This is a genomic window from Sphingobium naphthae, assembly GCF_043589935.1.
Classification (GTDB): Bacteria; Pseudomonadota; Alphaproteobacteria; order Sphingomonadales; family Sphingomonadaceae; genus Sphingobium; species Sphingobium naphthae_A.
The window spans coordinates 2,937,954-2,964,412 of record NZ_CP171454.1; the positions used below are offsets into that span (position 1 = coordinate 2,937,954).

26 protein-coding genes are annotated in these 26,459 nt (G+C 64.0%); 6 read left to right on the forward strand and 20 right to left on the reverse strand.

Annotated elements, in window-relative coordinates:
• The first annotated feature begins 50 nt into the window (after positions 1 to 50).
• Both ACGGKE_RS14615 and ACGGKE_RS14620 read left to right on the forward strand, forming a co-directional pair.
• A protein-coding gene (locus ACGGKE_RS14615) for an IS3 family transposase (protein ID WP_394438958.1) occupies positions 51 to 1,222 on the forward strand; the annotation gives its coding sequence in 2 pieces (ribosomal slippage) (positions 51 to 315 and positions 315 to 1,222; 1,173 coding nt in all).
• Between the two features lie 510 nt (positions 1,223 to 1,732).
• On the forward strand, positions 1,733 to 3,007 hold the full coding sequence (locus ACGGKE_RS14620) for a tyrosine-type recombinase/integrase (RefSeq protein WP_394438959.1): 1,275 nt from the start codon (positions 1,733 to 1,735) through the stop codon (positions 3,005 to 3,007).
• Positions 3,008 to 3,010: 3 nt separating this feature from the next.
• Here the strand turns inward: ACGGKE_RS14620 and ACGGKE_RS14625 are convergent, their stop codons facing one another.
• From ACGGKE_RS14625 to ACGGKE_RS14695, 15 genes are all read right to left on the reverse strand, one after another.
• Positions 3,011 to 3,226, reverse strand: a complete 216-nt coding sequence (locus tag ACGGKE_RS14625) for a helix-turn-helix transcriptional regulator (RefSeq protein WP_394438960.1) — start codon at positions 3,224 to 3,226, stop codon at positions 3,011 to 3,013.
• Positions 3,223 to 3,453, reverse strand: a complete 231-nt coding sequence (locus ACGGKE_RS14630) for a DUF2274 domain-containing protein (RefSeq protein ID WP_394438961.1) — start codon at positions 3,451 to 3,453, stop codon at positions 3,223 to 3,225. The genes ACGGKE_RS14625 and ACGGKE_RS14630 overlap by 4 nt, the downstream gene beginning before the upstream one ends.
• Before the next feature lies 1 nt (position 3,454).
• The gene (locus tag ACGGKE_RS14635) at positions 3,455 to 4,645 is read right to left on the reverse strand and encodes a TrbI/VirB10 family protein (RefSeq protein ID WP_394438962.1); all 1,191 of its coding nucleotides are present in this window, start codon (positions 4,643 to 4,645) and stop codon (positions 3,455 to 3,457) included.
• Complete coding sequence (gene trbG, locus ACGGKE_RS14640; protein WP_394438963.1) at positions 4,642 to 5,607, reverse strand: P-type conjugative transfer protein TrbG; 966 nt, start codon at positions 5,605 to 5,607, stop codon at positions 4,642 to 4,644. Before trbG ends, ACGGKE_RS14635 begins: the two co-directional genes overlap by 4 nt.
• A complete protein-coding gene (trbF, locus tag ACGGKE_RS14645) occupies positions 5,604 to 6,422 on the reverse strand; it encodes a conjugal transfer protein TrbF (protein WP_394438965.1) in 819 nt (272 codons plus the stop codon). The genes trbG and trbF overlap by 4 nt, the downstream gene beginning before the upstream one ends.
• A gap of 1 nt (position 6,423) precedes the next feature.
• Positions 6,424 to 7,728 carry a P-type conjugative transfer protein TrbL gene (gene trbL / locus ACGGKE_RS14650; RefSeq protein WP_394442052.1) on the reverse strand — a complete coding sequence of 435 codons (1,305 nt, stop codon included), beginning with the start codon at positions 7,726 to 7,728 and terminating at the stop codon, positions 6,424 to 6,426.
• 126 nt (positions 7,729 to 7,854) lie between these two features.
• A complete protein-coding gene (trbJ, locus tag ACGGKE_RS14655; RefSeq protein ID WP_394438967.1) occupies positions 7,855 to 8,604 on the reverse strand; it encodes a P-type conjugative transfer protein TrbJ in 750 nt (249 codons plus the stop codon).
• Positions 8,605 to 8,640: 36 nt separating this feature from the next.
• Positions 8,641 to 11,085, reverse strand: coding sequence for a conjugal transfer protein TrbE (trbE, locus tag ACGGKE_RS14660; protein WP_394438968.1), 2,445 nt, complete (start codon positions 11,083 to 11,085; stop codon positions 8,641 to 8,643).
• Positions 11,079 to 11,363 carry a conjugal transfer protein gene (locus ACGGKE_RS14665; protein ID WP_394438969.1) on the reverse strand — a complete coding sequence of 95 codons (285 nt, stop codon included), beginning with the start codon at positions 11,361 to 11,363 and terminating at the stop codon, positions 11,079 to 11,081. Before ACGGKE_RS14665 ends, trbE begins: the two co-directional genes overlap by 7 nt.
• Positions 11,360 to 11,701 carry a TrbC/VirB2 family protein gene (locus ACGGKE_RS14670; protein WP_394438970.1) on the reverse strand — a complete coding sequence of 114 codons (342 nt, stop codon included), beginning with the start codon at positions 11,699 to 11,701 and terminating at the stop codon, positions 11,360 to 11,362. Before ACGGKE_RS14670 ends, ACGGKE_RS14665 begins: the two co-directional genes overlap by 4 nt.
• A 2-nt stretch (positions 11,702 to 11,703) precedes the next feature.
• On the reverse strand, positions 11,704 to 12,702 hold the full coding sequence (gene trbB / locus ACGGKE_RS14675; RefSeq protein ID WP_394438971.1) for a P-type conjugative transfer ATPase TrbB: 999 nt from the start codon (positions 12,700 to 12,702) through the stop codon (positions 11,704 to 11,706).
• Positions 12,699 to 13,103, reverse strand: a complete 405-nt coding sequence (locus ACGGKE_RS14680; RefSeq protein ID WP_394438972.1) for a CopG family transcriptional regulator — start codon at positions 13,101 to 13,103, stop codon at positions 12,699 to 12,701. The genes trbB and ACGGKE_RS14680 overlap by 4 nt, the downstream gene beginning before the upstream one ends.
• A gap of 3 nt (positions 13,104 to 13,106) precedes the next feature.
• A complete protein-coding gene (locus ACGGKE_RS14685) occupies positions 13,107 to 15,125 on the reverse strand; it encodes a conjugal transfer protein TraG (protein WP_394438973.1) in 2,019 nt (672 codons plus the stop codon).
• A gap of 539 nt (positions 15,126 to 15,664) precedes the next feature.
• Positions 15,665 to 16,534, reverse strand: a complete 870-nt coding sequence (locus ACGGKE_RS14690) for an FRG domain-containing protein (RefSeq protein WP_394438974.1) — start codon at positions 16,532 to 16,534, stop codon at positions 15,665 to 15,667.
• Between the two features lie 31 nt (positions 16,535 to 16,565).
• Complete coding sequence (locus ACGGKE_RS14695; RefSeq protein ID WP_394438975.1) at positions 16,566 to 17,048, reverse strand: helix-turn-helix domain-containing protein; 483 nt, start codon at positions 17,046 to 17,048, stop codon at positions 16,566 to 16,568.
• Positions 17,049 to 17,390: 342 nt separating this feature from the next.
• Here ACGGKE_RS14695 and ACGGKE_RS14700 point away from each other — a divergent pair, with 342 nt between their 5' ends.
• From ACGGKE_RS14700 to ACGGKE_RS14715, 4 genes are all read left to right on the forward strand, one after another.
• Positions 17,391 to 18,038: a hypothetical protein gene (locus ACGGKE_RS14700; protein ID WP_394438976.1), complete on the forward strand. Its 648-nt coding sequence runs from the start codon at positions 17,391 to 17,393 to the stop codon at positions 18,036 to 18,038.
• A gap of 9 nt (positions 18,039 to 18,047) precedes the next feature.
• Entirely contained in the window at positions 18,048 to 18,605 is a 558-nt protein-coding gene (locus ACGGKE_RS14705) for a PIN domain-containing protein (protein WP_394438978.1), read from the forward strand.
• 96 nt (positions 18,606 to 18,701) lie between these two features.
• Entirely contained in the window at positions 18,702 to 20,477 is a 1,776-nt protein-coding gene (locus ACGGKE_RS14710) for an SIR2 family protein (RefSeq protein WP_394438979.1), read from the forward strand.
• On the forward strand, positions 20,474 to 21,892 hold the full coding sequence (locus tag ACGGKE_RS14715; RefSeq protein ID WP_394438981.1) for a hypothetical protein: 1,419 nt from the start codon (positions 20,474 to 20,476) through the stop codon (positions 21,890 to 21,892). Before ACGGKE_RS14710 ends, ACGGKE_RS14715 begins: the two co-directional genes overlap by 4 nt.
• 38 nt (positions 21,893 to 21,930) lie before the next feature.
• Here the strand turns inward: ACGGKE_RS14715 and rlxS are convergent, their stop codons facing one another.
• From rlxS to ACGGKE_RS14740, 5 genes are all read right to left on the reverse strand, one after another.
• Complete coding sequence (rlxS, locus tag ACGGKE_RS14720; RefSeq protein WP_394438982.1) at positions 21,931 to 23,922, reverse strand: relaxase/mobilization nuclease RlxS; 1,992 nt, start codon at positions 23,920 to 23,922, stop codon at positions 21,931 to 21,933.
• Between the two features lie 365 nt (positions 23,923 to 24,287).
• Positions 24,288 to 24,437, reverse strand: a complete 150-nt coding sequence (locus tag ACGGKE_RS14725; protein ID WP_394438983.1) for a hypothetical protein — start codon at positions 24,435 to 24,437, stop codon at positions 24,288 to 24,290.
• Positions 24,438 to 24,669: 232 nt separating this feature from the next.
• Complete coding sequence (locus ACGGKE_RS14730) at positions 24,670 to 24,858, reverse strand: hypothetical protein (RefSeq protein ID WP_394438984.1); 189 nt, start codon at positions 24,856 to 24,858, stop codon at positions 24,670 to 24,672.
• 57 nt (positions 24,859 to 24,915) lie between these two features.
• A complete protein-coding gene (locus ACGGKE_RS14735) occupies positions 24,916 to 25,236 on the reverse strand; it encodes a DUF736 domain-containing protein (protein WP_394438985.1) in 321 nt (106 codons plus the stop codon).
• A 712-nt stretch (positions 25,237 to 25,948) separates the two neighbouring features.
• Complete coding sequence (locus ACGGKE_RS14740; protein WP_394438986.1) at positions 25,949 to 26,410, reverse strand: hypothetical protein; 462 nt, start codon at positions 26,408 to 26,410, stop codon at positions 25,949 to 25,951.
• Positions 26,411 to 26,459: the final 49 nt, after the last annotated feature.

The following is a 26,459-nucleotide window of genomic DNA, read 5'->3' on the forward strand; positions in this document are numbered from 1 at the left end:
AATTCGGACAGGGTGTTAAGCTGGTCCCGACCTGATGGATTGGTACGGGAATGAAGACGACGAGGAAGCGTTACAGCGCGGATTTCAAGGCGAAGGTGGCATTGGAGGCGATCCGGGGCGAGCTGACGCTGGCTGAACTGGCCACGAAGCACGGCGTGCACCACACGATGATCGCGTCGTGGAAGCGCCAGGCCATCGAGGGGATGGCGAACACCTTCTCCGGAGGCGGGGATGCGGCCAAGGCCGCCAGCGAGAGCGAGGTGGAAAAGCTGCATGCGAAGATCGGGCAACTGGTCGTGGAGCGGGATTTTTTAGCGAAAGCCTTCGGTCGATGAGCGTGGACCGGAGGCGGGCGATGGTCGAACCTGCTGACCATCGCCTATCGATCTCGGCACAGTGCCGCCTGCTGCGTATCAGCCGCTCGTCGTATTACTACGCGCCGGTGCCGGAAACGGACGAGACGCTGGCGCTGATGACGGTGATCGACGAGACGTTCATGGAGTGTCCATGGTACGGCAGCCGTCAGATGGCGCGACACCTTCGGCGCGCTGGCCATGAGGTTGGGCGGCGACGGGTGCGGCGCCTGATGGCGAAGATGGGCCTGTCGCCGATCTACCAGCGGCCGCGCACGAGCGATCCGCACCCGCAGCACCGGGTCTATCCATACCTGCTGCGCAAGCTGGCGATCGAGCGACCCAACCATGTCTGGTGCGCCGACGTGACGTACATCCCGATGCGCCGCGGCTTCCTTTACCTGGTGGCGATCATGGACTGGGCGAGCCGCAAGGTGCTGGCGTGGCGGCTGTCGAACACGATGGACGCGGGCTTCTGCGTCGCCGCCTTGGAAGAAGCCTTGGCCCGATTCGGCAAGCCCGAGATCTTCAACACTGACCAAGGCAGCCAGTTTACTTCGCTAGGCTTTACCAGCGTGCTGCGCGACGCCGAGATCCGCATCAGCATGGATGGCCGGGGGCGGTGGATGGACAACGTCTTCATCGAGCGGCTTTGGCGGTCTCTGAAGTACGAGTGTGTCTATCTCCATGCCTTCGAAACCGGCTCCGAGCTGCGGGCTGGCCTTGGCCGGTGGATCACCTATTACAACACCCAGCGCCCACACTCGGGCCTGGCCGGGAGAACCCCGCTCGAGGCCTATCGACGGATCGGGCAATCAGATCATGGGGGGCATGCCCCCCATGATCTGATGATCAAACAGGCGGCATGAACGACAACCGGGATTAGCTTAACTCAGCCGCCAAACTGTCCAAGAAGGCGGGACCACCTCAGTATTTGCATAGGGAAGCGGCGAGCCTTGCCAAAAAGGTGCTGCCTCGGGGCAAGGATGGACAGCCCGGTCGACCGGGACCGGCGCACCACCAGCGAGGCACATGGATGCCCATCGCCCTCAAAAGGCATCGAGCAACCGGGCCATCATGTTTTGGAACGGATGTGAAAGGGCAGGGTGGTGGCGGAGCGGGAGGGATTCGAACCCCCCGTTTTGCCGCCTTTGAATTTCTTGGCTTTTTGTGCCATATTATCCTGAGAAACAAAGATTTTTTCGTGATAACGGGCTGATAGTCGGCCGCAGCAGTTCGTCCTCGTTTGCCCCGTTCCGGCGCAAAAGTACGGACCGAAGTAAGGACCGAGAATCGGTCCAAGGCCGGGATGCCAGTCGTCACGCGATTATCCCAACCGCGCGTATATCCGGTCGTCGCGGCTGTGCAGGAGTATTGGCATGGCGTTGAACAAGCTCAGTGCCCGAAAGGTCGACACCCTCTCCCAGCCAGGCTGGCACAATGACGGCGGTGGCCTGTACCTGCGCATCATCGAAGGCCGTCCGACCAAATGGGTGTATGTGTTCAAGCGCGCGGGAAAGCGCCGCGAGATGGGTTTGGGCGCACTCACCGATGTATCGCTGGCGGCGGCCCGCGAATTGGCGACCAGCGCCCGTCAATTGCTGAAGGACGGTCTCGATCCGATCGACGAGCGCAAAGCCGCTGTGGTGAAGGCTGCCGAGGAGGCGGCCGCTGCGGCGCGCGAACTGGAGGGGCCGAACACCCCGTTGTTCGGAGCTTTTGCTGATACTTACATCGATACGCACGAGGAAGGTTGGCGCAATCCAAAGCATCGTCAGCAGTGGCGCAACACGATCAAGACGCACGGCAAGCCGCTTTTGATGAAGCCCGTCGATGCCATCACCGCGGACGACGTACTCGCCATCCTCAAGCCGATCTGGAACAAGATACCCGAAACGGCCGGCCGGCTGCGCGGACGGATCGAAAACATTCTCGATGCCGCGAAGGCGTCGAAGCATATCGCCAGCCCTTGGGAGAATCCGGCGCGCTGGAAAGGCAATCTCATTCACTTGTTACCTCGCAGGAAGAACAAGAAGCAGGTGCGCCACCACCCAGCGATCCCCTACGAGGAGATGCCCGACTTCATGCGGCAGTTACGGGGCCGTCCGGCGGTCGCCGCGCGCGCGCTCGAGCTGACAATTCTTTGCGCGACCCGCACAAACGAGACGCTCAAGATGAAATGGTCCGAAGTCAGTCTCCCGACCGAGGTGTGGACGGTTCCGAAGGAGCGGATGAAGATGAACGTGGAGCATCGCATTCCGCTTCCGCCTCGTGCCGTCGAAATCATCAAGGAGATGGCGCTCGGGTCCAAATGCGATCCGGATAGCTACGTATTTCCCGGCCAGGGCCGAGGAAGCTCGTTATCCCAGATGTCGATGACCATGCTCTTGCGGCGGATGAAGCTCGGTCACTACACGGTGCATGGCATGCGCAGCAGCTTCCGCGACTATATGGGCGATATGACACACCATGCGGAGTCGACGGTGGAACAGGCACTCGCCCATCAAGTGGGCGACGAGACTTCGCGCGCGTATCGGCGCGGCGACGCGTTCCTCAAACGGCGGCAGGTCTTGCGCGATTGGGAATCGTATCTGTCCGGATCAGCGCGGAAAAGGCGGCGTGGAAAAAGTGACGTCACTTCAATCGCGGCGTGATGTCTATGCGCTCGGGTCGGATCCGGCTTTCACGCTGTCGATCCAGAATTCGATTTCGCGCTCGCTCCAACGCGCCGCAGCGGGCGTGATCTTATAGGGTTTGGGAAAGCGCCCATCCGCGATCAATTCGTAGATCATAGTCTTACCAAGGCCCACGCGCTGACGCACCTCTGGCAACCTAAGCAGTCGATCGCTGCTCTCCTTGACGAGCTCCGTCATTCGGTTGAAGCCCCATTTCGGGTGCGCGTCTTGACGAAATTCCGATCGCTAGCGAGGAACGCAGCGAGCATCTGCGGAATGAGTTCCGTGATCGGCTCGTTCTCTCCGTAAGTGGCGCTATAGAGGGCCGCGTAGTCATCGAGCGCCTGTTTCAGATCGGGCAGGACGCTTATCGTCAGCTTGATCGGCGTGCGATCGGGCAGCTTACCTAGTTTGATCCCCGCCATTTCAGTGGCCTCCAACTGGGGCGAGTACGAGATCCTTGTGGACCACCAGTCTCACCGGCGCGCCGGGCCTGATCGTGATCGTCGGCTGGATGCCGAGATTGCGCTGGGTGATTTGATCGCCGGCGCGCGACACGTTGTCCTGCGTCGACATGCGGATCGCCTGCACGAGGTCGCTCTGGCCAGAGAGCGCCAGTTCGGAGCTCACCCCGAGCAAGGTCGACAATGCGACGCCCTTGAGCAACTGCCAGGTGTGGAAATCCACCTTGTCGGCGAGCCCGGCATATCCAGACGGGTCGGTTGCCGGCACGTTGTCGATGCGTAGCGAGCTGCCATCGGGCATGATGACCCGCTGCCAGACGACCAAGGCACGGCTTTGCCCGAACGCGACCACGCTATCGTAACTGCCGATCAGCCGCGCGCCTTGGGGGATCAGCAAAATCCGCCCTGTCGCGCTGTCGTAGGTGTTCTCGGTGACCTGGGCGGTGACCAGTCCCGGAAGATCGGAACGCAGTCCGGTAATCAGGCTCGCAGAAATCACGCTGCCCGCGGACAGTGTATAGGGGGACGGCAGCGGCGTAAGAACGTGCGGATTGACGTCGCCTCGCGGATCGAGTGCGCCGACGAATGCCTCCTTGTGGCCCTGCGCGTTGGGATCGTTGGTCGGGTCCAGCGCCAGCTTCGGCGCTTCACTCTGTCCGGCTGCTGCGGCAACGGGAGACGCATCCGTGACACCAACCGCTTGCCTTCCCTGCACGAGCACGCCGGACTCACGTGCCGCTTTCAGCTCCGCGAGCCGGCTTTCGCGCTCAGCCGCCTCGGCCTGCTGTCGCTGTTGATCAGCCGCGTTGACCCCGGTCATCATCGACTGCTGATGCTCCAGGATCGGCCTGCCGAGATCACCGGGTAGCGGGGGACCGAGCTTCGCCAAGTCGCCATAGCTCGCCGGCGCACCGTTGAGCAGGTCGCTGGCGGCTCTGGCATTAGGCTCCGACAGCTCTTCCTGCGTGCTGACACCATGGAACATGCGGGGTTTGAGCGCCATCCACGTCACTGCGGTCAAACTAACTGAGCCGAGCGCGGCAATGGCGATGATCACGCCGCGCTTGAACCGGATTGCGCGCGGCGGCCTGCTGCGGATGGCCAGAGTTTCTGGGTCGAGCTTGGATGGAGTTGCGGGGGCGGCGTCGGTCACGGCCGCCTCCGCCCATTGGCGACATCGCCGGTCCGGCTGATCCGCACGATATCCTGATGCTTGAGCCCAAGCCGCAATTCGGCCGTGTCGAAGACCCGATCCACGACATAGTAGCGTCCCTGGAGGCGGTAGTTCACGAGGCTCGCTATGCCCTTGCCGTCAACGAGAAACAGCGGAGGCGCTTCGCCAACGCCCAAGCTCGCAGGAAACTCGATGAACGTCTGACGCCCATCGTCGAACGCGCGCAACGGCCGCCATGCGGGCTGGTCACCGGAAATCACATAACCGAAATGGAGCTGATCGACCGTCAGGCCGGACGCGACGGGTTGCGCGGCCCTTGCCTGCTCGGTCGCGGCCTTCAACGCAATGAGCTGGTCGGCTGGATAGGTCCAGGACAGCGCCGACATGGCGGTACGATCCGTGCTGGTCAGCGACAGATGATAGGTTCGCTTGTCGGTCGTCACGACCAAGTTTGTCGCAAGCCCGGCGGTGAAGGGCTTCACCAAAATATGGGTGCGTTTCGTGTCGCCGCTACCGCTGGCGGTATCGCCGATGACCCAGCGGACGGTATCACCGGCCGCAACGGCTCCGAGAGCTTCGCCGGGCTGCAAGGCGATGTCGGTCACTTTCCCGGGCGCGGTGAATACATGGTAGATCGCGCCGTCGCTGTATGGATAGACCTGCACGGCATTGAGATAGCCGCCGGACGCAGGTTCCATCGTCGCAGCCCGATTGGCGGCACGGACCCGGAGTTCGGCAGGCGACGGCGGACGATAGCGAGGCCGCACCGGAGCGGGCGCCGTGACTGCCGGAGCCACGCTGGGCGTCGCTACGCCCGGCGCGGAAGATGGGGGCGTGGACTGCGCCGAAGCGGCAGCCGGCACGGAGGCGGCAGGTGGTGTCTGGGCGAACGCGGGCATGGCGACCGCCAGTGCGGTCGCGGCAAGACAAGCGGATTTCATGGCTGGATCTCCGTATTGGTGGTGGGGCCTGCAAGGTTGGGATCGAGCGGCGACCCGGCCGGGATGTTTGCGGGCGCCGCCGATGCAGGCGGGGCGGCCCTCGAAGCGGGCTGTGGGGTGGCAGTGCCGGCCGGCTCCAGTTCCCGGCTCCAGTCGATCGCATCAATATAGATGCCGAGCGGGTTCTTCCGGAGAATGTCGGCGCTGGACGGGGGTGCCATGACCACGGTCAGGATCGCGGTCCAGTGCGAGCTGCCCGCCTGGGCGCCTCGCTCATAGGCGGTTTCGACCCATTTCACCTGGAACGACTTGTCGGACGCGCGGACCACGCTGGTGACCTGCACGGAGACCGTCCGTTCGCCGACCTGGCCGAACGGATCGACGGCGCGAGCATAGTCACCGAGGAAGATGGCCCCGCGCTTAGTGGTGAAGTCATAGGCCGAGAGCCAGTCTTGTCGCATCAGCACGGGATCGAGCGAGCGAGCCCGGACATCGGCAATGAACCGGCTGAGGAACCATGCGACCTGCGGATCGGTCGGCTGATAGTCCTTTGTCGCCGGCTCGACGGCCCGGGCCTCGCCGAGCCGATCGACCTCGACCACATACGGCACCACACGGCTTTGCAGCGATTGCCACAGAAGGCCGCCCGACAGCGCCGTGGTCAGCCCGAGGCAGCCGAACGCCATCAGCCGCCAGTTGCGCGCCTGCACGCGGGCCGATCCGATCCGCTCGTCCCAGAGCTGGCCCGCACGCTGGTATGGAGTTTCCGGTTCCGGTGTGCGCCCATAGCGCTGCACCGCTCGTTTGAAGAGCATGTCAGTCGTCCTTTTCCTTGATGTCAGGGGTTGCGCCATGGCCGCCGCGGTCGCCCTGGCTGACCGCATGCATCGCGGTCTGGCGGTGATGACGGGCGGATTGCTGAGCTTTCATCGCCCGCGCCCATCCGGGCATCGATGACGAACCGCCATCGCCATCGGTTCCGCCGCCAGCAGTCCTGTTGGTGAGCGCATTGGATGCCGCCTGCCGACCGGACTCGGCGGCTTCGCCGAGCCCGAAAGCGGCGGACATGCGCGAGCGGGCCGCGCCGCCGGCCGCGCTCGCCATGCCGCCAAGGCCCGCGCCAACGCTCGACGAACCGGCCCCCTCCTGTCCGAGCTTGTAGGCGGTCGATGCGGCCGAGCCCATCGCGGTGCCGGCACGCACGGCGCCGAGGCCGGCGGCGGCAAGGCCGCGCGCGGCGCCCACGGCGCCAGCTCCGCCCATATACATGATGCCGCCCGCGCCAAGCACAGTGCCGAGTGCGGCGCCCGCGCCGAGCTGCGGCGCGCCGGCAACGAGGCCGGAGGCGATGCCCGGACCGAAGATGCCGAGCCCGAAGAGCGCGAGGCTGGCGAGCACGAGGCTCATCGCCTGTCCTATGTCGGGCTCCTGGCCCTGCAGGGCAGTGGTGAACTGGGTGAAGTAGTTGGAGCCGATCCCGACGATGACGGCGAGCACCATCACCTTGATACCGGAGCTGACGACATGGCCGAGCACGCGTTCGGCGAGGAAGCTGGTGCGGTTCCACAGCGCGAACGGCACGAGGATGAAGCCCGCGAGTGTCGTCAGCTTGAACTCGAGGATCGTGACGAACATCTGCACCGCGAGGATGAAGAAGGCGAGGATCACGATCACCCAGGCCACGAGCAGCACCACGATCGTCAGAAAATTGTCGAAGAAGCTGGTAAACCCCATCAGCTGCTTGACCTGAACGAGCAACGGCCAAGCTGCGGCAAACCCGGTGCCGGCGAGCCGGCCTGGCTTGAGCAGGTCGGCTGCCGTCAAGGTGCCTCCGCCAGCGGTCAGGCCGGCTTGGGCGAATGAGCGGAAAATGATGTCGGACAGCGTCGAGAAGCTGTTCAGGATGTACGCGAAGGCGCCGATATAGAGGATCTTGCGGATCAGGCGGCCGAGCACATTGTCCTCGCCCCCCAAGGCCCAGAACAGGCCGGCCAGCGTGATGTCGAGCGCGATCAGCGTGCGGCTCAAGAAGCTGACGTCCGGGCCAAGCAGCCCGAATCCGCTGTCGATGTAGCGGATGAAGGCCTGCATGAATTGATCTATGACGTTGAGATCACCCATGTGCGTCGCGTCCAATGGCTAGAGAAAAAGATGCCGCAGAGCCCGGTCGGGGGAGCAAGGGGCGACCGAGCTCCGCGGCGACGGCGGCGATTGAGAGGAGATCACCGCCGTCCATTCCGGTTCGGCCTACTGGGGGGTGTAGGCGTTACCGGAGCCGAGGAACTTGGTGGTCGCGCCCTGCGCGTCGCTCTGCGCCTGGTTACGGTTGGCGCGTTCGATCGCATCGGCGCGGTATTGCGCTGCCATAAGCGTCTGGATCTGGAACTGCTGCTTGGCGACGAGGGCGAGCAGCTGGTTGCTCGCCTGTTGCGCCTGGAGCGCCCCTTCGGCGCCTTGGCTGCGCTGGACGATGCCGGCCAGCGTCGCCTGGTCGGCGGAGATATTCTCGACGACCTGCGCCTGCACCGTCATGGTCTGCCTGTAGGCTGCCATCGACGTATCGAGGCGGCTGCGCGCATCGATGACGTGCTGGTTGTTGGTCAGCGCCGCATTGAAGCTCGTCGGGAACATCGAACGGAACTGCTGGTCGAGGCCAGCGACGCGGAACTGGATGCCCTGGGCCTGCCCCATCAGCTGATCGATCTGCTGGATCGTTTGCTGGAGCGCCTGCAATTCGGGGAAGCCGATGGTGGTCAGGTTCCGCGACTGGTTGAGCAGGCTCTGCGCCTGGTTCTGCAGCATGCGGATCTGGTTGTTGATCTGCTCGAGCGTGCGCGCGGCGGTGAGGATGTTCTGACCGTAGTTCGACGGATCGAACACGACGATGGCTTGGGCCGGCTGGCTCGGCACCAGCAGGCTTGTCACGCCTGCGCCGATGGCGGCGAGGCCGAGCGACCCGGCGATCAGATATTTCTTGAGGGGGATAGATTTTCTCATAGTCGTTCTCCTTGGGTTGAGGGTGGGGAAAGCCGGTCAGGCAGATGGCTCGGGAAAATCGCCGAGCAGATCGGCCGCCCAATCGAGATCAGCGGATTGGAGGAGCTGCGCGGCGAAGCCGTCCGCGCCATGTTCGGCGAGGATCGCATCGATCCGCTTCTGGCTGGCGGGATCGGACGCGCCGCAAAGCGCCAGCGCGATCGGGCCAAGCCCCAGCTCGAACAGCCGATTGCCTCGCGCGGACTGGAGATAATAATGCCGTTTGGGGGTGGCGCGGCTGATCAGCTCGATCTGCCGGTCGTTGAGCCCGAACCGCTCATAAGCGGCTCGCGACTGCGGTTCGATCGCGCGATCGTTGGGCAGCAAGATGCGCTGGGGACAGCTTTCGATGATGGCAGGCGCGATGCTGCTGCCGGCGATATCGGCGAGGCTTTGGGTCGCGAAGACCACCGCGACATTCTTCTTGCGGAGCGTCTTCAGCCATTCGCGGATGCGGGCCGCGAACAATGGATGGTCGAGGAAGATCCAGGCCTCGTCGAGGATCAGCAGCGTCGGCCGTCCGTCGAAGCGCTCTTCGAGCCGATGGAACAGATAGGTGAGCACCGGCGCCAAGACGCTGGCCTGGCCCAGCAACGCTTCGGTCTCGAAGCATTGCACGTCGGCGAAGGCGAGGCCGCTTTCCGCCGCATCGAGCAGACGCCCGTGCGGACCATCGAGCGTGTAGGGCTGGATAGCGGTGCGCAGCGCGTTGGATTGGAGCAGCAGCGCCAGCCCCGTCATCGTCCGCTCCTGCGGCGGCGCGGAAGCCAGACTGTTCAGCGCCGACCAGACAGCGTCCTTCACCTCGGGTGTGACCGTGACCTTCTCGGCGTCGAGCAAAGCCGCGATCCATTCGGCAGCCCAGGCGCGTTCCGCAGGATCGTCGATCCGATGCAGGGGCTGGAAAGCCAGCGCGCCTTCCGAATCCGGGCCCGCGTCCGATCCAAGACCCAGTGCATGGTGGGCGCCGCCCATGGCGAGCACCGCCGCACGCGCCGAAAAGCCCTTGTCGAAGATGTAGACCTGGCTTTGGGGGTAGCGGCGGAACTGGAGTGCCAGCAAGGCCAGCAGGACCGACTTGCCCGCACCGGTGGGGCCGATGATGATCTCGTGGCCGACGTCGCCGACATGGGTGGAGAGCCGAAATGGCGTGGAGCCGGCAGTCTGCGCGAACAGCAGCGGCGGGCCGTCGAGATGCGCGTTGCGCGTCGGGCCGGCCCATACGCTCGAGAGCGGCATGAGATGGGCAAGGTTCAGCGTGTGGACGATCGGCTGACGGACGTTTGCATAGGCATGGCCCGGCAGCGACGACAACCAGGCTTCGACCGCGTTTACCCCCTCGCGGATCGTCGTGAAGCCGAGCCCGCCCGTGATCCGCTCGACCTGCCGGATCTTGTCCTCGACGCGGGCGCGGTCCTCGTCCGAGACGGTGATGGTCGCGGTCAGATAGCCGAACGCGACATGATCGCCGCCGAGTGCCTGCAACGCGAGATCGGCGTCGGCGACCTTGTTGTCGGCGTCCGAATCCAGCAGCTGGACGGGCTGGTTGTAGAGCACCTCGCGCAGCAGCGCGGTGATCGACTTTCGCTTGTTGAACCACTGCCGTCGGACCTTGGTCAGCAGCTTGGTGGCGTCCTGCTTGTCGAGCGCGATGAAGCGGGTGACCCAGCGATAGGGGAAGTCGGCCTCGTTGAGCGCATCGAGTATTCCCGGCCGGCTCATGTTGGGAAAGCCGGTGACCGTCAGCGTGCGCATATGGCGGCTGCCCAGCATAGGCTCGAGCCCGCCGACCAACGGCGTGTCCGCGAGCAGGCCGTCCAGATACATGGGCGTGTCTGGCACGGTCACGGGATGGCGACGGCCCGAAATGCAGCCATGCAGATAGGTCAGCGTCTCGGCCGAGGAGAGCGCCCGCACCTCGGGCATGAAGGCGGTGAACAGGTCGAGCGCGCGATCGGTCTCGGCAATGAAGCTCGTCAATGCACTGCGCCAGTCGCGGCCCCGATCGGCATCGGGTCGATCGACCAGCGAACGACCGGCGGCATCGGCGCCGTCGGCGGTGGGAAGCCAGGTCAACGTCAGGTGATAGCGGCTCTCGTAATGCGCACCTTCGGCCTCGAAGCGAGCACCGCGTTCCTGATCGACGAGCCACGACGCCGCATCGGGAAACCGGCTGTCGGGATAGCCCAGCGCTTCCTGGCGCTCAGCTTCGAAGAACAAGGCCCAGCCGGTGCCGAAGCGCTTGAGCACATTGTTGGCGCGTGCGCAGGCGGAGATGAGCTCGGCCTCGGTCGCGCTCTCGAGATCGGGACCGCGGAACGCCAGCGTGCGCTGAAAACTGCCGTCTTTGTTGAGGACAATCCCTTCGGCGACCAATGCAGCCCAGGGCAAATGGTCGGCTAGCCTATCGGCGCCGTGCCGATATTCGCGCAAGCTCAGCATGCGAGGTAACTCCGCTGGCGAAGATGGCGGACGAGCACGGGTGCGAAGGCGGGATCGCGCCGCGCTGCGAACACGGCGATGCTGTGCCCGACCGCCCAGACGACGATGCCGGCGATCCATTGCTGCAGGCCGAGCCCGATCGCCGCGGCGAGCGTGCCGTTGACGATCGCAAGCCCCCGCGGTGCGCCGCCCAGGAGAATCGGCGCTCCGAGGCTCCCGTGGATGGGAACCTCGAAGCCCTCGATATGGCCGCCGGCACTTTGGCTGCCGATAGTCATGCGATCAGCGCTCCGCCGCCGAAGCTGAAGAAGCTGAGGAAGAAGCTCGACGCCGCGAAGGCGATCGACAGGCCGAAGATGATCTGGATCAGCCGCCTGAAGCCGCCTGCGGTCTCGCCGAACGCCAAGGTCAGGCCGGTCAGGACGATGACCGCTACCGCCATAATCTTGGCGACTGGCCCCTGAACGGAATCGAGCACCTGCTGAAGCGGTTGCTCCCACGGCATGCCGGTGCCGGCGGCGTGAGCCTTGCTCGCGATGGTGATGCCTATGCCGATGAAGGCGCCGGCGAACAGGCAAGAACGGCGATCGGGGATATTCAGGGCACGCGCACGCATGGTTAGTCTCCTTTGACGAGAGGTTGGGATTGGGCTTGGGGGGTGATGTCGATGAGGCCGTAGCCACCGTCCGGATCGAGCCCGACGACACGCGCGATCGTCTGGACCCGGCGGGCAAGACCGCGGCCGGCGATGAACACGATGAGGTCGATCGCGTCTGCGATCAGCGGGCGCGGCACGCTGACGACGGCCTCCTGAACCAGCTGCTCGACCCGGTAGAGCGCGGAGAGCGCCGAATTGGCATGCACTGTGGCGATCCCGCCGGGGTGGCCGGTGTTCCAGGCTTTCAGCATGTCGAGCGCCTCGGCGCCCCGCACTTCGCCGACGATTATGCGATCGGGGCGCAGGCGGAGCGTCGAGCGCACCAGATCGGCGATCGTCACGCTGCCCGCGCGCGTGCGCAACGCGACCACATCGGGCGCGGCGCATTGCAGCTCGCGCGTGTCTTCGATCAGGATCACGCGTTCGTCGAGATGGGCCATTTCAGCGAGCAAGGCGTTCGCCAATGTCGTCTTGCCCGAGGAAGTGCCGCCGACGACGAGGATATTCTTGCGATCGACCACAGCGAGCGAAAGGATCCGCGCGGCTTGCGCCGACATGATCCCGTCCGTCACATAGTCGAGCAGCGTGTAGATGCGCGCGGCAGGCTTGCGGATCGAGAAACAGGGCGAAAGGCTGACGGGCGGCAGCACGCCCTCGAACCGCTCGCCGGCGCTGTCGTCGTGTGGCGGCAGCTCGGCCGACACGATCGGCTTGTCGGCGTGAACCTCGCTGCGCGCATGGCTGGCGACCAGGCGAATGATGCGCTCGACCTGCGCCGGCTCGATGCGGACGTCGGTATCGACGCGGCCTTCGCCCAAGATGTCGACGCGCAGCGCGCCATCGGGATTGACCATCACCTCGATCACGCGCGGATCGGCGAGCGCGGCGGCGATTGCCGGCCCCATGGCCGTGCGCAGCATGGCGCGGCGCCGCTCGCCCGAGATCGGGGAGCCGCTCATCGACCATCTCCATCGGCATCGGCCGCGGCGAGAGTCCGCTTGCCACCGGCGATCTGGCGACCGAGCTGGGCGATAAACCGCTCGAACCGTTCGTTGCCGACCGCGCGGGCCGCAGTGTCCGCCTCGGAAAGCGGCGCGGTAACCGTTAGCTGGTAGCGCACAAACAGCGACAAGGCCTCGAGCACGACCTCGACGTCGCGGCGGCATGCACCGATCTCGCGCGAGATGCGGTCCAGCCGGGGCTTGAGCAGATCGTCGACCTCCTTGGTCGCGCGCCGCGCCAGCCAGGCGCCAAGCGCTTCATTGACGATCCGCGACTTGTTGCCGCCAGGGCGCAACGCCAACGCCTCCAATGCGTCGCTCAGGCTCTGGTCGATATAGAGGTTCTGCCGGACCTTCATGGCTTACATGCCCGGCAGCAGGTCGCGGTCACGACCCTGGTTCATGGCATCGGCACGCACCAGCGACGTGCGAACGCGGTCCATCGTACGCTTGTCGGCGGCGGCGTCGGTGTCGTCGCGCTCGAGATCGGGAAGATCGAGCTGCTTGGGCGGCTCGGGTTTGACCGGAGCCGGCTCGATGCCGGGATGCCGCTCCTGCTGAAGGCCGCCATCCTCGGCTGTAGACTGATCGTCCTCGGCGCGGGCAAGCCGGGCGTCAGGACGCCGGGCCAGGCAGCCCCAGTCGTTCGAGCGCGGTGGTGGCGCGTCGGCATAGCGGGTGGCTCCCAGAGCGGGTGGCGGGAGGACGCGGGCCGTAAAGGTGCTATCCTCATAATAGCGCAGCTTCGCGGCGCGGATTGGCGCGAGCCCCGCGACCATCACCAGTTCTTCGGTTGACGGGAGCTGCATCACCTCGCCCTGCGTCAGCAGCGGGCGCGCGGTCTCCTGACGGCTGACCATGACGTGTGCGAGCCAAGGCGCGAGCCGGTGGCCAGCATAGTTGCGCATCGCGCGCTGCTCGGTCGCCTGCCCCAGAGCGTCGGAGATCCGGCGAGCCGTGCGCTCGTCATTGGTCGCAAAGGCCACGCGGACGTGGCAGTTGTCCAGGATCGAATTGTGCTCGCCATAAGCCTTTTCGATCTGGTTCAACGACTGGGCGATCAGGAAGGCCCGCACGCCGTACCCGGCCATGAAGGCGAGGCTGGTCTCGAAAAAGTCGAGCCGGCCGAGCGCAGGGAATTCGTCGAGCATCATCAGGAGCTGGTGCTTGCGGCCCCGGGGCCTCTCGGCGTCGAGCTTCTCGGTCAGGCGTCGGCCGATCTGGTTGAGGATCAGGCGGATAAGCGGCTTGGTCCGGCTGATGTCGGACGGCGGTACGACCAGGTAGAGCGAGACCGGCTGTTTCGCCTCGACGAGATCGGAGATGCGCCAGTCGCACCGCGATGTGACCTCGGCGACGGTGGGATCACGATAGAGGCCGAGAAACGACATCGCCGTCGACAGGACGCCCGAGCGCTCATTGTCGGACTTGTTGAGGACCTCCCGGGCCGCGCTGGCAACGACGGGATGGACCTGCGGCGCCTCTTTGGTGCCGAGATGGTTGGTGGTCATCATCCGCTTGAGCGTCGCGGCGAACGGGCGCTGTGGGTCCGATAGGAAGGTCGCGACGCGCGCCAGCGTCTTCTCTTCCTCGGCGTAGAGAATGTGCAGGATCGCGCCGACAAGCAGCGAGTGGCTGGTTTTCTCCCAGTGGTTGCGCCGCTCGAGCGCCCCTTCCGGGTCGACCAATATGTCGGCGATGTTCTGAACGTCGCGGACTTCGTTCTCGCCGCGGCGGACCTCAAGCAGAGGATTGTATTTGGCGGAAGCCCCGTCGGTGGGGTTGAACAGCAGGCAATGCGAGAAGCGCGACCGGAAGCCCGCCGTCAGGCTCCAGTTTTCGCCCTTGATGTCGTGGATGACCGCCGAGCCGGTCCAGCCGAGCAATGTCGGCACGACCAAGCCAACGCCTTTGCCGGACCGCGTAGGCGCGAAAGCCATGACGTGCTCCGGTCCGTCATGGCGAAGATAATGGTGTCCCAGCCGGCCGAGGAAGACGCCGGCGTCGCGGTGCAGCCGGGCGCGCTCGACTTCGCGCACCGTCGCCCAGCGGGCCGAACCGTAGGTGGTGACGTGCCGCGCCTGGCGGGCACGCCACAACGATCCCGCGATCGCCGCGCCGCAGCCGACAAACCCACTGGCGCCGGCGATCGTGCCCGCGCGATCGAACACATGCGGCGCATAAGCATCGAAATGATACCACCAGAGGAAGATCGCCCAGGGGCGATAGAACGGCCAATCGCCGATGATAAACCAGGGCGGTCCCAGCTCGGGCTGCCAGGCCAGCTTCCACGCCGCCCATTCGGTCGCGAACCAGATGCCCGCGATCACAATGGCGAAAACAACGATGATCTGGCCGATCAGAAGCTTGGTGGGCGTCACGATTTTGCTCCGGGAAGGACGGATCGTCCTGACCGGATAAGAATCGCATCGGTGCGCGGCGGAGCGTTAGAGCCTTACTGCCGACACAGCCCCCCTTTCCGCCGACATGTCGGTGGTCAGGGACCCCAATTGACTAATTGTTCCTTATTTGTTCCAATGCCGCATGACCCGAGTCGATGATCATACACTCGCACTGCACCTTGAGGTGGCGCTGTCCACCGCCGCTCCTTCGCTGCTCGACGGCCTGGCCTGCTCCGACCGATGTCGACGACATGCCGCGGTTGGCGAAATCACTCGGCAATTAGTTGAACGGCTACGGTGTTTCGATATCCGCGATGAGCATGGAGGCACCAGGCATTCGCTCCCGACGCTGTTTCCCCAGGATCTCGGCCCACTCAGATGAGCGGACATGTTTGTCTGAAATATGCGGTATGTTTCGGACAAAGGCTAAAATAGCTGATCCTCGCCAGCGTTCGCGTGATCAGGAAGCCGGCTTCTATTCCATCGTGTCGGCAAGCACTTGCGCGAGCATCTAGCGCTTATACCGAATGTTCGCTGATCGCCGCCTTTACCGCGGTCGCCAGCTCGAACATGGGATCTTGCGATGATCGAGGATAAAGCGCGGCTTCACCGACCATTGGGAAGTTGCCGCTCTTATCCCAAAAACGCGCTGGCTCGAAACGGAACTTTGCGATCAGGCGGCGGCCGAAATCCATTTCGGCGTGTGAATAATGCAGCTTCTGCTCGGCATCCGCACAATCAGGATATTCACCGAGCAAATAACCTTCCTGGATATGGGGTCTTACCGCCGACGGGGGACATACGCTCGCGAGGCGCACGATTTGTAGCCCCGCTTCCGCACTGGCCGTGATCGCGCCGCTTACATGCGGAATGCCGAGCACGAAAACAAATGCTTCGCCGTTCGCATTGTGGGAAGCAAAGGAGGCCGCGATGCGAAGGGATTGTGTTACGTCAAGCAAAGGTGTGGGGCAGACTTCATAATGCTGAAGAATAGCCCAGCGGAGTATCCGCTGACGCCTTAGACGATCGCGCCCAAGCAGCTTACGCTGATCATATTCGGCAACCAAGGCCCGTTCGGCTTCGATAAGCTTGGCAAACCGTCGGTCGAGTTCAGATTCTGTCGGGATCTTATTCGATGTCATTGCTCGCAAAAGAGTCGCTTTGAGCGAAGTGTAATTCGAGCGGTTCCGATGATCCCCACTCTGTCCACGAAACATCAGGACAAAGTCGCGATTGCGAAACTGGAGCTCAGCGACCTTTGTCGCCAGCTCCATGTATGTGCCAACTTTATGCGCAGGCTCCTTGCGAATGGCGCTGCACGTCAATGGCTCGATGGCAGTCGATCGGCCAGGAAACGTCCAGATCTTCTGACTTCCGATCGTTTCCATCGCGCGCCCTCTCCCCTTTGGGCGTCTGTTCTCACCGGCCCAACCCGTACCCCTCCATGCCCTGACTAAGCGACGCGAGCTCGTCGAGTGCCCGATCACGATCGATGTCCCGGGCTAATCGATATGCTTCGACATCACGCACGCGAAGTCGCCGGTGACTGCCAACCTTGGTCGCCGGCAACGCTCCTCGATCCACAAGCCGCGTCACATATTGTCGCGAAACGTTTAAAAGAACCGCAGCCTGCTGGGTCGTCAGCATCTCGTCATCGGCGATGACCGACACGTGGCGGCCCTCCGCCATCAACGATGCAGCGCGCGCCATCACGTCCGCCAGCGGCGCTGGCAACTCCATATGCTGGCCGTTCTCGTCGACGACTTGCACCATCTGGCGTGGCTTGGCGCTACGGGCGGTCTTCAGCATACCCGCGAGACGCGTAACAGCAACGCGCTCGCCGCCATAGGAAGCGACCGCCTTGTGGCCCTTGCGCCGTTCAGGGGTTCGAGCTGTCTTCATAAGGAATATATGGGCGATAAACGTCCCAAACGCAACCCGCTTCGCCCCCTTGCCCGATCCCCCGACTGGAGCACATCGGAGCACAGGTTAGGACAGTGTAGCACAGTAGCACCCGGAGCACATATCGATCTCGCCTAACCTCCAGGAAACACTCTGTTTTTCTGGCACCTTTTGCCGCATAACCCGCCCACGCGGCATGGCTTCGTGACTCATATGAGTCATTTTGTTACTTCTTCAGCGCCGATTCGATGTCGCGGGGCAGATAATACGCCATCCGTATGTCTCTGTTTTTGTGCATTTTTATATGAGATAAGCAGTATATCGAAGTCAAAGGAATAAGGAATGGCGACTTTAAAAGGGAAGGCGGTCCGCTCAAAGGACATTGAGCTGCGTGACACATATTTCGAGGATGCAGCCGATCGCCTCTGGGACCGCGCCAAGCACCACGGCTTTGCCACCGTCCCGAAGACGATGCCGCTTCTGATGCGTGCGCTCGATGAGCTGTCGAAGGGCAAGCCCCTCGGACAGACCTATTTCGCGCTCTTCTGCGCGACCTGGGACAACGGCTTCGTCCGTCTCGGGCGATCGACGGACCTGCCTTACGCATCGGGCTTCACCGGCGCTCGCGGCATCCGCGGCTGGCAGGAGCGCATGAAGCTTTTGGAAAGCTTCGGGTTCGTCGAAATCAAGGCAAGCGGCGATCAGAAGTTCGGGCTGGCCTTCCTGCCCAATCCCAATATCGTGCTCCTCAATCTGTGGGAGAAGAAGAAGGCACAGGGCAAGGGACCGTATGACCCGCTGGGTCTGGGCGGTCTTCAGGACTCCACGATGAGCGCCTTCTTGGAGCGTGCGATTGACGTCGGGGCGAACGATGTGACTCGCGCCCACGCCAAGATCAACGCCGCCAAACGCAAGGCAGACGAGACCCAGGACATGCCAGCCAAGCCGATCAAGGCTCGGCCGCGGCGAACCAAGGCCGCAAAGGAATAGTCAGCTCCCATGATTCCGATCGCTGTTCTCGACGCCAACATCTTGTTTCCGATGATCCTGCGTGACACGTTGCTGCGTGTCGCGGCCGCAGGTGGCTTCCGCGCGCATTGGTCAGACCGCATTCTTGAGGAAATGACGCGCAACCTCGTCGAGCAACATCGCATATCTCCGACGCAGGCCGATCGGCTGGTCGCGCAAATGAACATGGCCTTCCCGGAGTCATCGGTTGAGGATTGGAAGCCGTTCGAGCTGACGATGCAAAATGATCCCAAGGATCGCCACGTCGCAGCGGCCGCTGCCCGTTGCGGCGCAGCACTGATCGTCACCGCCAATCTCAAGGATTTCGAACCTCTTCCCGCAGGTATCGCCGCTATCGGACCGGACACCTTTCTGCGCGATCGCTTTGCAGCCATGCCCGAGGCGGTCCTTACCGCTCTTCGCAAGCAGGTCGCAGGCTATCGCAATCCGCCGGCGACCATCGAGACGCTGCTCGCCTGGCTCGAGAAGGATCTTCCGGAATTTGTCGCTGCGGTGCGCTCCGCCCTTGATCAAGGAGAATCTCCCTGAGGAGGTACCGGGAGCGAACCCTGCTCAAAGAATCTACCCCTTGCTCCAGCAGGGCGGGGGAAAGGCGCCCGCCAATCAAGAACAAAAGGCGAAATCGTGCTGGTCATCGCACGCGCTTACGTTAGTCAGGTTCATATGGAAGGCGAAACGACTATCCCGGAAATTCCCTCGGACGACTTCGCACGCCGCTTCTCAATGCGCGTGGGCCAGCTCATGTGGTTTCTCGGTGCAGGCGTGTCGGCCTCTGCCGGCATCCCGACCGCCTGGGACATGATCTGGCGCTTCAAGCGCGATCTGTTCGTGGCCCAACGAAAGGTGTCTACGGAAAGCGTAGCGGACCTTGCCGATCCATCGATCCAGCAGCTTCTTGATTCGCATGTCGCCGCATCGGACAGTTTGCCGCCACCTGGTTCGCCTGACGAATATGCCGCGCTCTTCGAGGCCGCTTATCCGGCCGAGAAGGATCGCCAGGCGTTCATTCTCGCGATGATCAAAGGTGCCAAGCTTGCTTATGGCCATCTGGCCCTCGCGGCCATGCTCAAGGCCGGCCATGCGAACCTCGTCTGGACCACCAACTTCGACCATCTTCTGAGCGACGCCTGCGCCAAGACGTTCGGAACGACGCTCAACCTCAACATAGTCGGACTCGATAGCCCAACGCTAGCGGGCCAGCAGATCGCCGCACAAAGTTTCCCGATCGAGATCAAGCTCCACGGCGACTTCCGCTCTCGACGCCTCAAGAACACGGCCGACGAACTGCGCCATCAGGACGCGCAACTTGGCGCCCAGCTTGAGGATAATTGCGGCCGGTTCGGGCTGATCGTCGCCGGTTATAGCGGTCGTGACGATTCGATCATGGACGTTTTCGAGGCCTCGCTCGTAAAGCCCAATGCCTTTCCTGGGGGCCTGTTTTGGCTTCACCGCGGTGACGGGCCGCCATTGCCACGCGTGGTGGCCCTCCTTGAGAAGGCGGCCGCAGCGGGAGTGGAAGCCTCGCTCGTGCGAATTGACAATTTCGACGAGATCATGAGCGATCTCGTACGCCAGGTCGGGACGTTTGACACGACCCAGCTCGAGGCGCTCGGTCAGGAGCGGCGGCGCTTTTCCCCGGCGCCGGTGCCGGCGGGCAATCGCGGCTGGCCGATCATACGTCTCAACGCGATCGAGGTGACTGCGCGCCCAACTAACTGCCGGAAGGTCGTGTGCACGATCGGTGGCGTGAGAGAAGTTCGCGATGCGGTGAGCGCGGGTGAAGCCCCGCTCGTGGTCACGCGCACCCGTCTCGGCGTGCTCGGCTTTGGTAGCGACGATGCTTTCCGGAAAGTATTCGGCCGCTTTGGCATCACAGATTTCGATGTCGCGCCACTTGAGATGCGCCGCATGCGCTACGACTCGCATGAGCGCGGGCTGTTGCGCGAGGCTCTCATTCTCGCGCTCAGCGCCGCCAAGGGGCTCGACGCTGTTCGCCAGCGAAATGCCGATTTGCTCGCACCCGCCGATCCGGCTGACGATGCGTGGCGCAAGCTTGCAGAGATTACGGGCCGCGTCGAAGGGACGATCCGCGACCATCCGGAAATTCGATGGCGCGAGGGCGTCGCCGTCCGGCTGGACTGGGCTGACGAACGGTTATGGCTGCTTGCCGATCCACGGATCATCTTCGACGGGGTGACGCCGGAAACCAAGGCGAAAGCGGCCGACTTTGCACGCGAGCGCACCGTCAAGCGCTACAACAGGGATGTGGACAAGCTGATTCATTTCTGGACCCGGCGACTGGCCGGACAAGGGTTGCGGGCGCTCAACATTGGCGACGGCATGGATGCGTCATTCACGCTCGACCGCGACACCGCCTTCGCCCGATCGGTCCAGCCATGACCAGTGAGATCGGACCCGCCATCTGGTTTCCCGAAGCGGACCTCGTCTTTCACCCTGATCGAACAGCAGACCGCGACATTCATCCGCTGCGCGGGCTGGCGCGGTTCGGACCCTACTCCAACGCCTTCTTCACCTCGAATCCGATTCAGATCGCGACGATCGCGCCGCACAAAGAATCCGAGCCTCTGTTCGGCTTCATGCGCGAGCTCGACCAGTCGTTCAAACCGCGCGAGCGTTCCGACTATCTGCCCGATTGGCCTGGCTTCGCGACCGTCTTCGGCACGCGCAAGACGGCTGCAGCCAAGCGATGCCGGGTCGAGCTGGAGCCGGACCTCGACGCGCTGTTGCGTGATGCGGAAATGCCGCACCTGCTCCTCGCCGACCGACTGGTACGCGCGATCCAGCAGATAGAGGCCTTCCGCACGGACTTCGACGTTCTTTATATCTACCTGCCGCAGCGCTGGCAGCCGGGCTTCAAGGGCGCCGCGGACGACTTCGATCTCCACGATCATCTAAAGGCCTATACCGCAGCCCGCGGCATCCCGCTCCAGATCGTCCGCGAGGACAAGGCGATCGCCTATTCCTGCCGCGCCAGCGTGATGTGGCGTCTCGGCCTCGCCCTCTACGCCAAGGCCGGCGGCGTTCCTTGGAAGCTCGCCGATGTCGATCCCGAGACCGCCTATATCGGGATTTCCTATTCGGTTCGTCCGGTCGAGTCCGACCGTCCACGGTTCGTGACCTGCTGCAGCCAGGTCTTCGACGCTGATGGCTCGGGCCTAGAATTTGTCGCCTACGACACCAACGACGTGGAGGTTCAACGGGAAAACCCCTTCCTCAGCCGACGCGAGATGTTCCGCGTGATCACGCGCTCAATGCAGCTTTATCGCCGCCGGCACGGCGGGGTCTCGCCGCGACGAGTCATGATCCACAAATCGACCGAGTTTAAGGAAGAGGAGGCGCTCGGCTGCTTCGACGCGCTGCCAACCTGCGAAGCAATTGACCTCGTCCAGGTGGTCGAGGATGTGGGGTGGCGGGGCGTCCGCTGGGAACGCGATCGCAAGGATCCCGAAAAGCAGGTTGCAGATGGTTTCCCGATCAAGCGCGGCACGCTTATCGGGATCGGTGAGCGCGAAGCGCTGCTGTGGGTTCATGGCGCCGTAGTGCTCAATAATCGCACCTATTTTCAGGGCAGTCGCAGCACACCTCAGCCTATTCGGCTTGTTAGACATGCCGGTCATGGTAGCTGGGATGACACCGCGCGCTCCGTCCTTGCGCTCTCGAAAATGAACTGGAATAACGACGGCTTATACGATCCGCTTCCGGTGACGATGGGCTATGCCAAGGTCTTGTCCCGTGTTCTGAAGCGGATGAACGGGCTAGGAAGCAGCGCCTACCACTTCCGGTATTTTATGTGACCCGCTTCGCCTTCACATAATGATCGTGTCTAGCCTTCCTACGAAATGCTGGGCCCGCTCCGCTGCCTGCCGATGGTCCAGCTGATCCCCTCGCTGCGCATGATGCCTGCGACCGGCTTGCCGATCTGGCGCTCGAGCACCGGCCGCCACGGCACCAAAGTGAATTCGCGCGATTTCTCCACCAGCGCGAACCGACCGCTGGTGAGCTCGACCATCCGGCCGAGCCGGCCCTCGATCGGATCGCCCGTGCGCGCCTCCGCGAACGGTATCCCCAGTTCATCCGAAAGTTGCCCCGCGACACGCAGAAGCTCGCGCCGCTGCAGCGTGGCGATCATGTTCGCGCTATAGATCGTTCGCCCATCCCGTTCGTCCGCGAGCTGTTCGGCAACGAGCCACTGCCGGCGCCGGTCCTTGGCGATGCACGCGTCATGGCCAAAACCGGCATCGCGCAGCGGCTCGGGAGACACGGCCACCAGTTCCTTGTCCAGCCAGGTCGCTGCATCGGCACCGACGAGCTTGTCCAGCGACTGCGATGACAGCATGTCGATCGCAACGGGACGATCCGACGCGCGCGCCATCTCGTAGGCGGCGGCGCGCGCCAGATGATCGGGTGCGATGACCCACGATCCGTCCGGCTCGCGCTCGACGTTGCGCGTAAGCCGCCGCATCGCTTCGAGACGGCGGACGTGGGTTTCGGCGAAGGCTTCGGTGGCGGACGGATCATGGCGCAGATGCGCGTCGATCGTGTAGCGCCCGTCGTTCGTGGCCGCGACCTCGGCGATGGTGCGATCGGCCTGGCGGACGCCATGCTCGGCGGGCACGATCCGTACGATCGACCCAGGATGGGTGGGCCCAAGATTCTCGCCGCGTCCGATCGCAACGTAATGTGATCGACCGTCGGTCGCCTCGACGATCAGATAGTGGCGATCGTTGATCTCGTCGGAGAGACCGCGTTCGACAATCCGCCCGACGAGCGGGCGGGCATCGGGTGCGGCGGGATCATAGATGGCCTGGTCGGCGATCGCGGGCGCATCGCCGCGTGCGGCATAGGCGCGCTGCATAGTGCGGATGATATCCCCGCGTTCGCCCATGCGCCGCAGCGTGTCGGCAAGGTCGGGCGCGAGCCGCCAGTGCGTCGCACCCATCTGCGTGGCGAGGCCGAGCCGCTCCAGCGTCTTGAGACGCCCGACGCGGATCGACTGGTCGAAGGCACCGCGAATGGCCGAGCTGGCCAGCACGTTCGCCTCGGCGTCGCGGATCAGCGACCGGTCGATACTGGTCAGCCGTTCCTGTCCAACCTCGGCGCGCAAGCGCTGCTCTATGGCGTCGTCGCTGCGTGGGCCGAGATCGAGATCGACGAGTTCGCAAGCGCGCTCGCGCAGGCCGTGGCTGATATAGTCGCGAGCGATGATCAGGTCTTTGCCGCGATCATCCCTGCCGCGCACGATGATATGGGTGTGAGGATGGCCGGTGTTGAAATGATCGACCGCCACCCAATCGAGCCTGGTGCCGAGATCCTCTTCCATGCGGGTCATGAGCCGGCGCGTGAGCGGCTTCAGATCCTCATAGTCGGCCCCGTCCTCGGCGCTGACGATGAAGCGGAACTGGTGGCGGTCGTCCTTCGCCTGCTCGAGCCAGGCGTTGCGATCGACCTTGTCGGTCTCCGCGCCATAGAGCTGGCCCCGCCCGCCATCACGCGTCGTGCCGTCGCGCTCGACATAGCGCAGATGGGCTTGGGCGGCGCCGAAGCCCTTGCCGCGAAGCGTAATGAGTCGAGCCTTCACAATGACGCGGCGCTGGCGGAAGGCTGCAAAGCGATCGCGCGCGGAGAGCACGCGGCCGACGCCCGCAGCGCGGCCGATGCGGGTGCCGGTGAAACCGCTGCGCCGGGCCACGATCGGCGCACCGCCTCGCGCCAGATTGGCGGCGGCGAGGACACGGTGCAGGAACTTGCGCGCTCGCTTGCCATTGCCCTTGCCGCCGGCGCGCATGCGGCCAAGCCGCGGTTCGAAATCGTCGTCGCTGGTCATGGTGCGGGCCATCCGGGGCTGGAAAAGCCCGACCATGCGCGAGAGCGGGAAAGCTGAAAATCGGTGCCGCCAGGAATGGCGGAAATCCGCGCCTTTCCGCGCCACTGGCACTGTCGAATCGGCCATGGCACTGTTGCGCGCATGAAGAAAACGATGTGCAGACAATAGCTTATGGCCTGTCGTCGTAGGCGAACAGTGCCATAGCTTCTCTATCTTGCCTTACGCGCCCTACCGCCATTTCCGCTCTTTCGATCTTACCACTCCTGCAACAGCGCCGTCCTCCACCACCAGGCGACCATGCAAAAAGGGCCTCCAACGACGCCTGGCCGACGCCGCTGGAAGCCCTCGAACCGATGCCTCCCATGCTATCCGTGATATGCTTCGACTGCCGCTTCCTGCTCCCGAAGAAGCGCTCTCGCGGCCTCCAATTCTGCCTCGATCTGCGCCCGCTCGACGTCATCTAGACACGCCGAAAGCTCGGCCCGAAGCTCCTCGATTTGCTGTTCGATCGACATGATAACCTCCTGTCTGTCGCAAGACAGGGGTCGCGCCCGGCGATGCGTGGGCCGGGTCAAGGACCGCGAAGCGGCCGCGTCAGCGGCGACGGAGGAACCGATTTTGCGCAGCAAAATTGGAGGGGCCGTCGTCCTTGAGGCGGCCCACGCATCGCCGGATACTGGGCACTGCTGAGCAAGAAATCTCCCCCGCCCGATGGTGTGGACTGGGGATGCGAGAGGGCGATCCATCTCAAGCCGGATGGATCGTATCGCTTTCGAGGGTGCGGTATTCTGTCCAGCCGGGATCGTCGAAAGCGGGCGTATCGACGATGCCCAGCTCGGCCGACATGCAGGCTTCTTCCGCCGTGGCGCCCTCCGCGTCGATTTCGATCCGGCGCTCGACCCGATAGATTTGAATGATGGCGATGCGGTGATTCATCGTCGGTCTCCATGCAGAAAGCGCCCCGCGCCGGTGAGGACGCGGGGCGTTTGCGGGTCAGTCGGCGGGGTTCCAGATGATGGCGAAGGCGTCCTCGTCGTCCTGTCCGGCAGCGCGACCGAGATTGGCGTAGAGCTTGCGCGGGCCGAACTCCGGCGCCGCCATGCTCAGCGACACATAGTCCTTGCCGGAGCGTTCGCCGGTCTTGATCCAGCCGCCGCCGACCTCCGAGCCCGAGCAATACACCCGGTAGTCGGGGTGGCTTTCGTGGCTCTTGGAGCGGTTGGGGACGATCTCGACATCGGTCCGGATCGACAGGGTACGCAGCTGGCCCTTGAAGCCGTCTTCGTTGCGGGTGACATATCCGATGGCAGGCATTTTCGGTCTCCTTCAAACTCGCCCACGAACCGTTCGGGGCGATGGGTAGACCGTGGGAATGGCAAGAGCGACCGCGCGAACCCGTGAGGGCCGAAGCGGAGCGGAGGACCGGAGCGGCGGGCTGATTTGAAGGCGAAGCCGGCCGCGAGGAGCCCGCGCCAGCGGGCGGGGAAATCAGTTCGCCGCGATGGTTTCGCGCGGGCGCGGCCATTCCAGGTCGATGCCCTGCAGCCGCGAATGGATCGCGGGACGGGATCAGGACCGATTGCACGGGATGATCGGATGCGCGCGAGCGAGGTGGCGCAAGCGCGATCTGCGATCTGCGATTCGCCCATTCATGGCTGGGTTCACGCGCGCGATCCAGCGCCGGAAAGAGAGCCCGCCGACAGGATTAGGCGGGGCGGTGGTCTCAGGCGGACCGAAGAAACCGGCTGCCTCTTCCGGCACGGCCAGGTGTCGCTGAGCACGGCTGCGCGAGCGGGACCACCGCGCCATCCTCGCAATCCGGTGCATGATGGACCGGCCGCGAAACGGCCTCGCTGCGATCGGTGAATCGCATCTTGGCCCGTCTCACGCCCCGCGCTGGAGACGGGGCGGCGCTCGTCGGTTGCCACCAACCGGAACACCCACTCAGGCCTCAGCCACCGCCGTCTCTATGCGGGGCGAACGCTTCGGAGCCCGGCGACAATCGCACTGCGCCCAGCCTGGCGGGTCATCGGCCGGCCGATATTCTCCGCTCGATCGCTTCCGGCCGAAGACCGGGCGAGGACGGCGGCGCGGGCGATACCAGGCTGACCAACGCGGCCAGACCGATCATTGCTGCGCCGATCCCGGCGACGATGGCGGTCGCGAGCGCGCCTGCGCCGCCGAGCGTCATCAGCCCCAATACCACGCTGAATCCGGCCATCCCGGCGGGGATGGCGAACAGAGCGGCGACGCTGCCCCGCACCAGAACCGGCAGCCGGGATCCGATGATAAGCTGCCCCACCACGAACGCCGCCACACCGACGACAAGACCAAGCAAGAGGCCGACAAGAACGCCCGTCTCGCCCATTACCGACCATACGAACAGCGACAAGCCGAGCCACACCGGCAGCGCGAAGACGGCGAGCCGGAGCATCGCCCAGGCAAAAAGCAGGATGCCGGCGGTAGAAAGAAACAGGCCCAGGATCATAAGCACATGCTCCGAAAGGCGGCGGAACATAGCAGAAACGCCCGCCCCG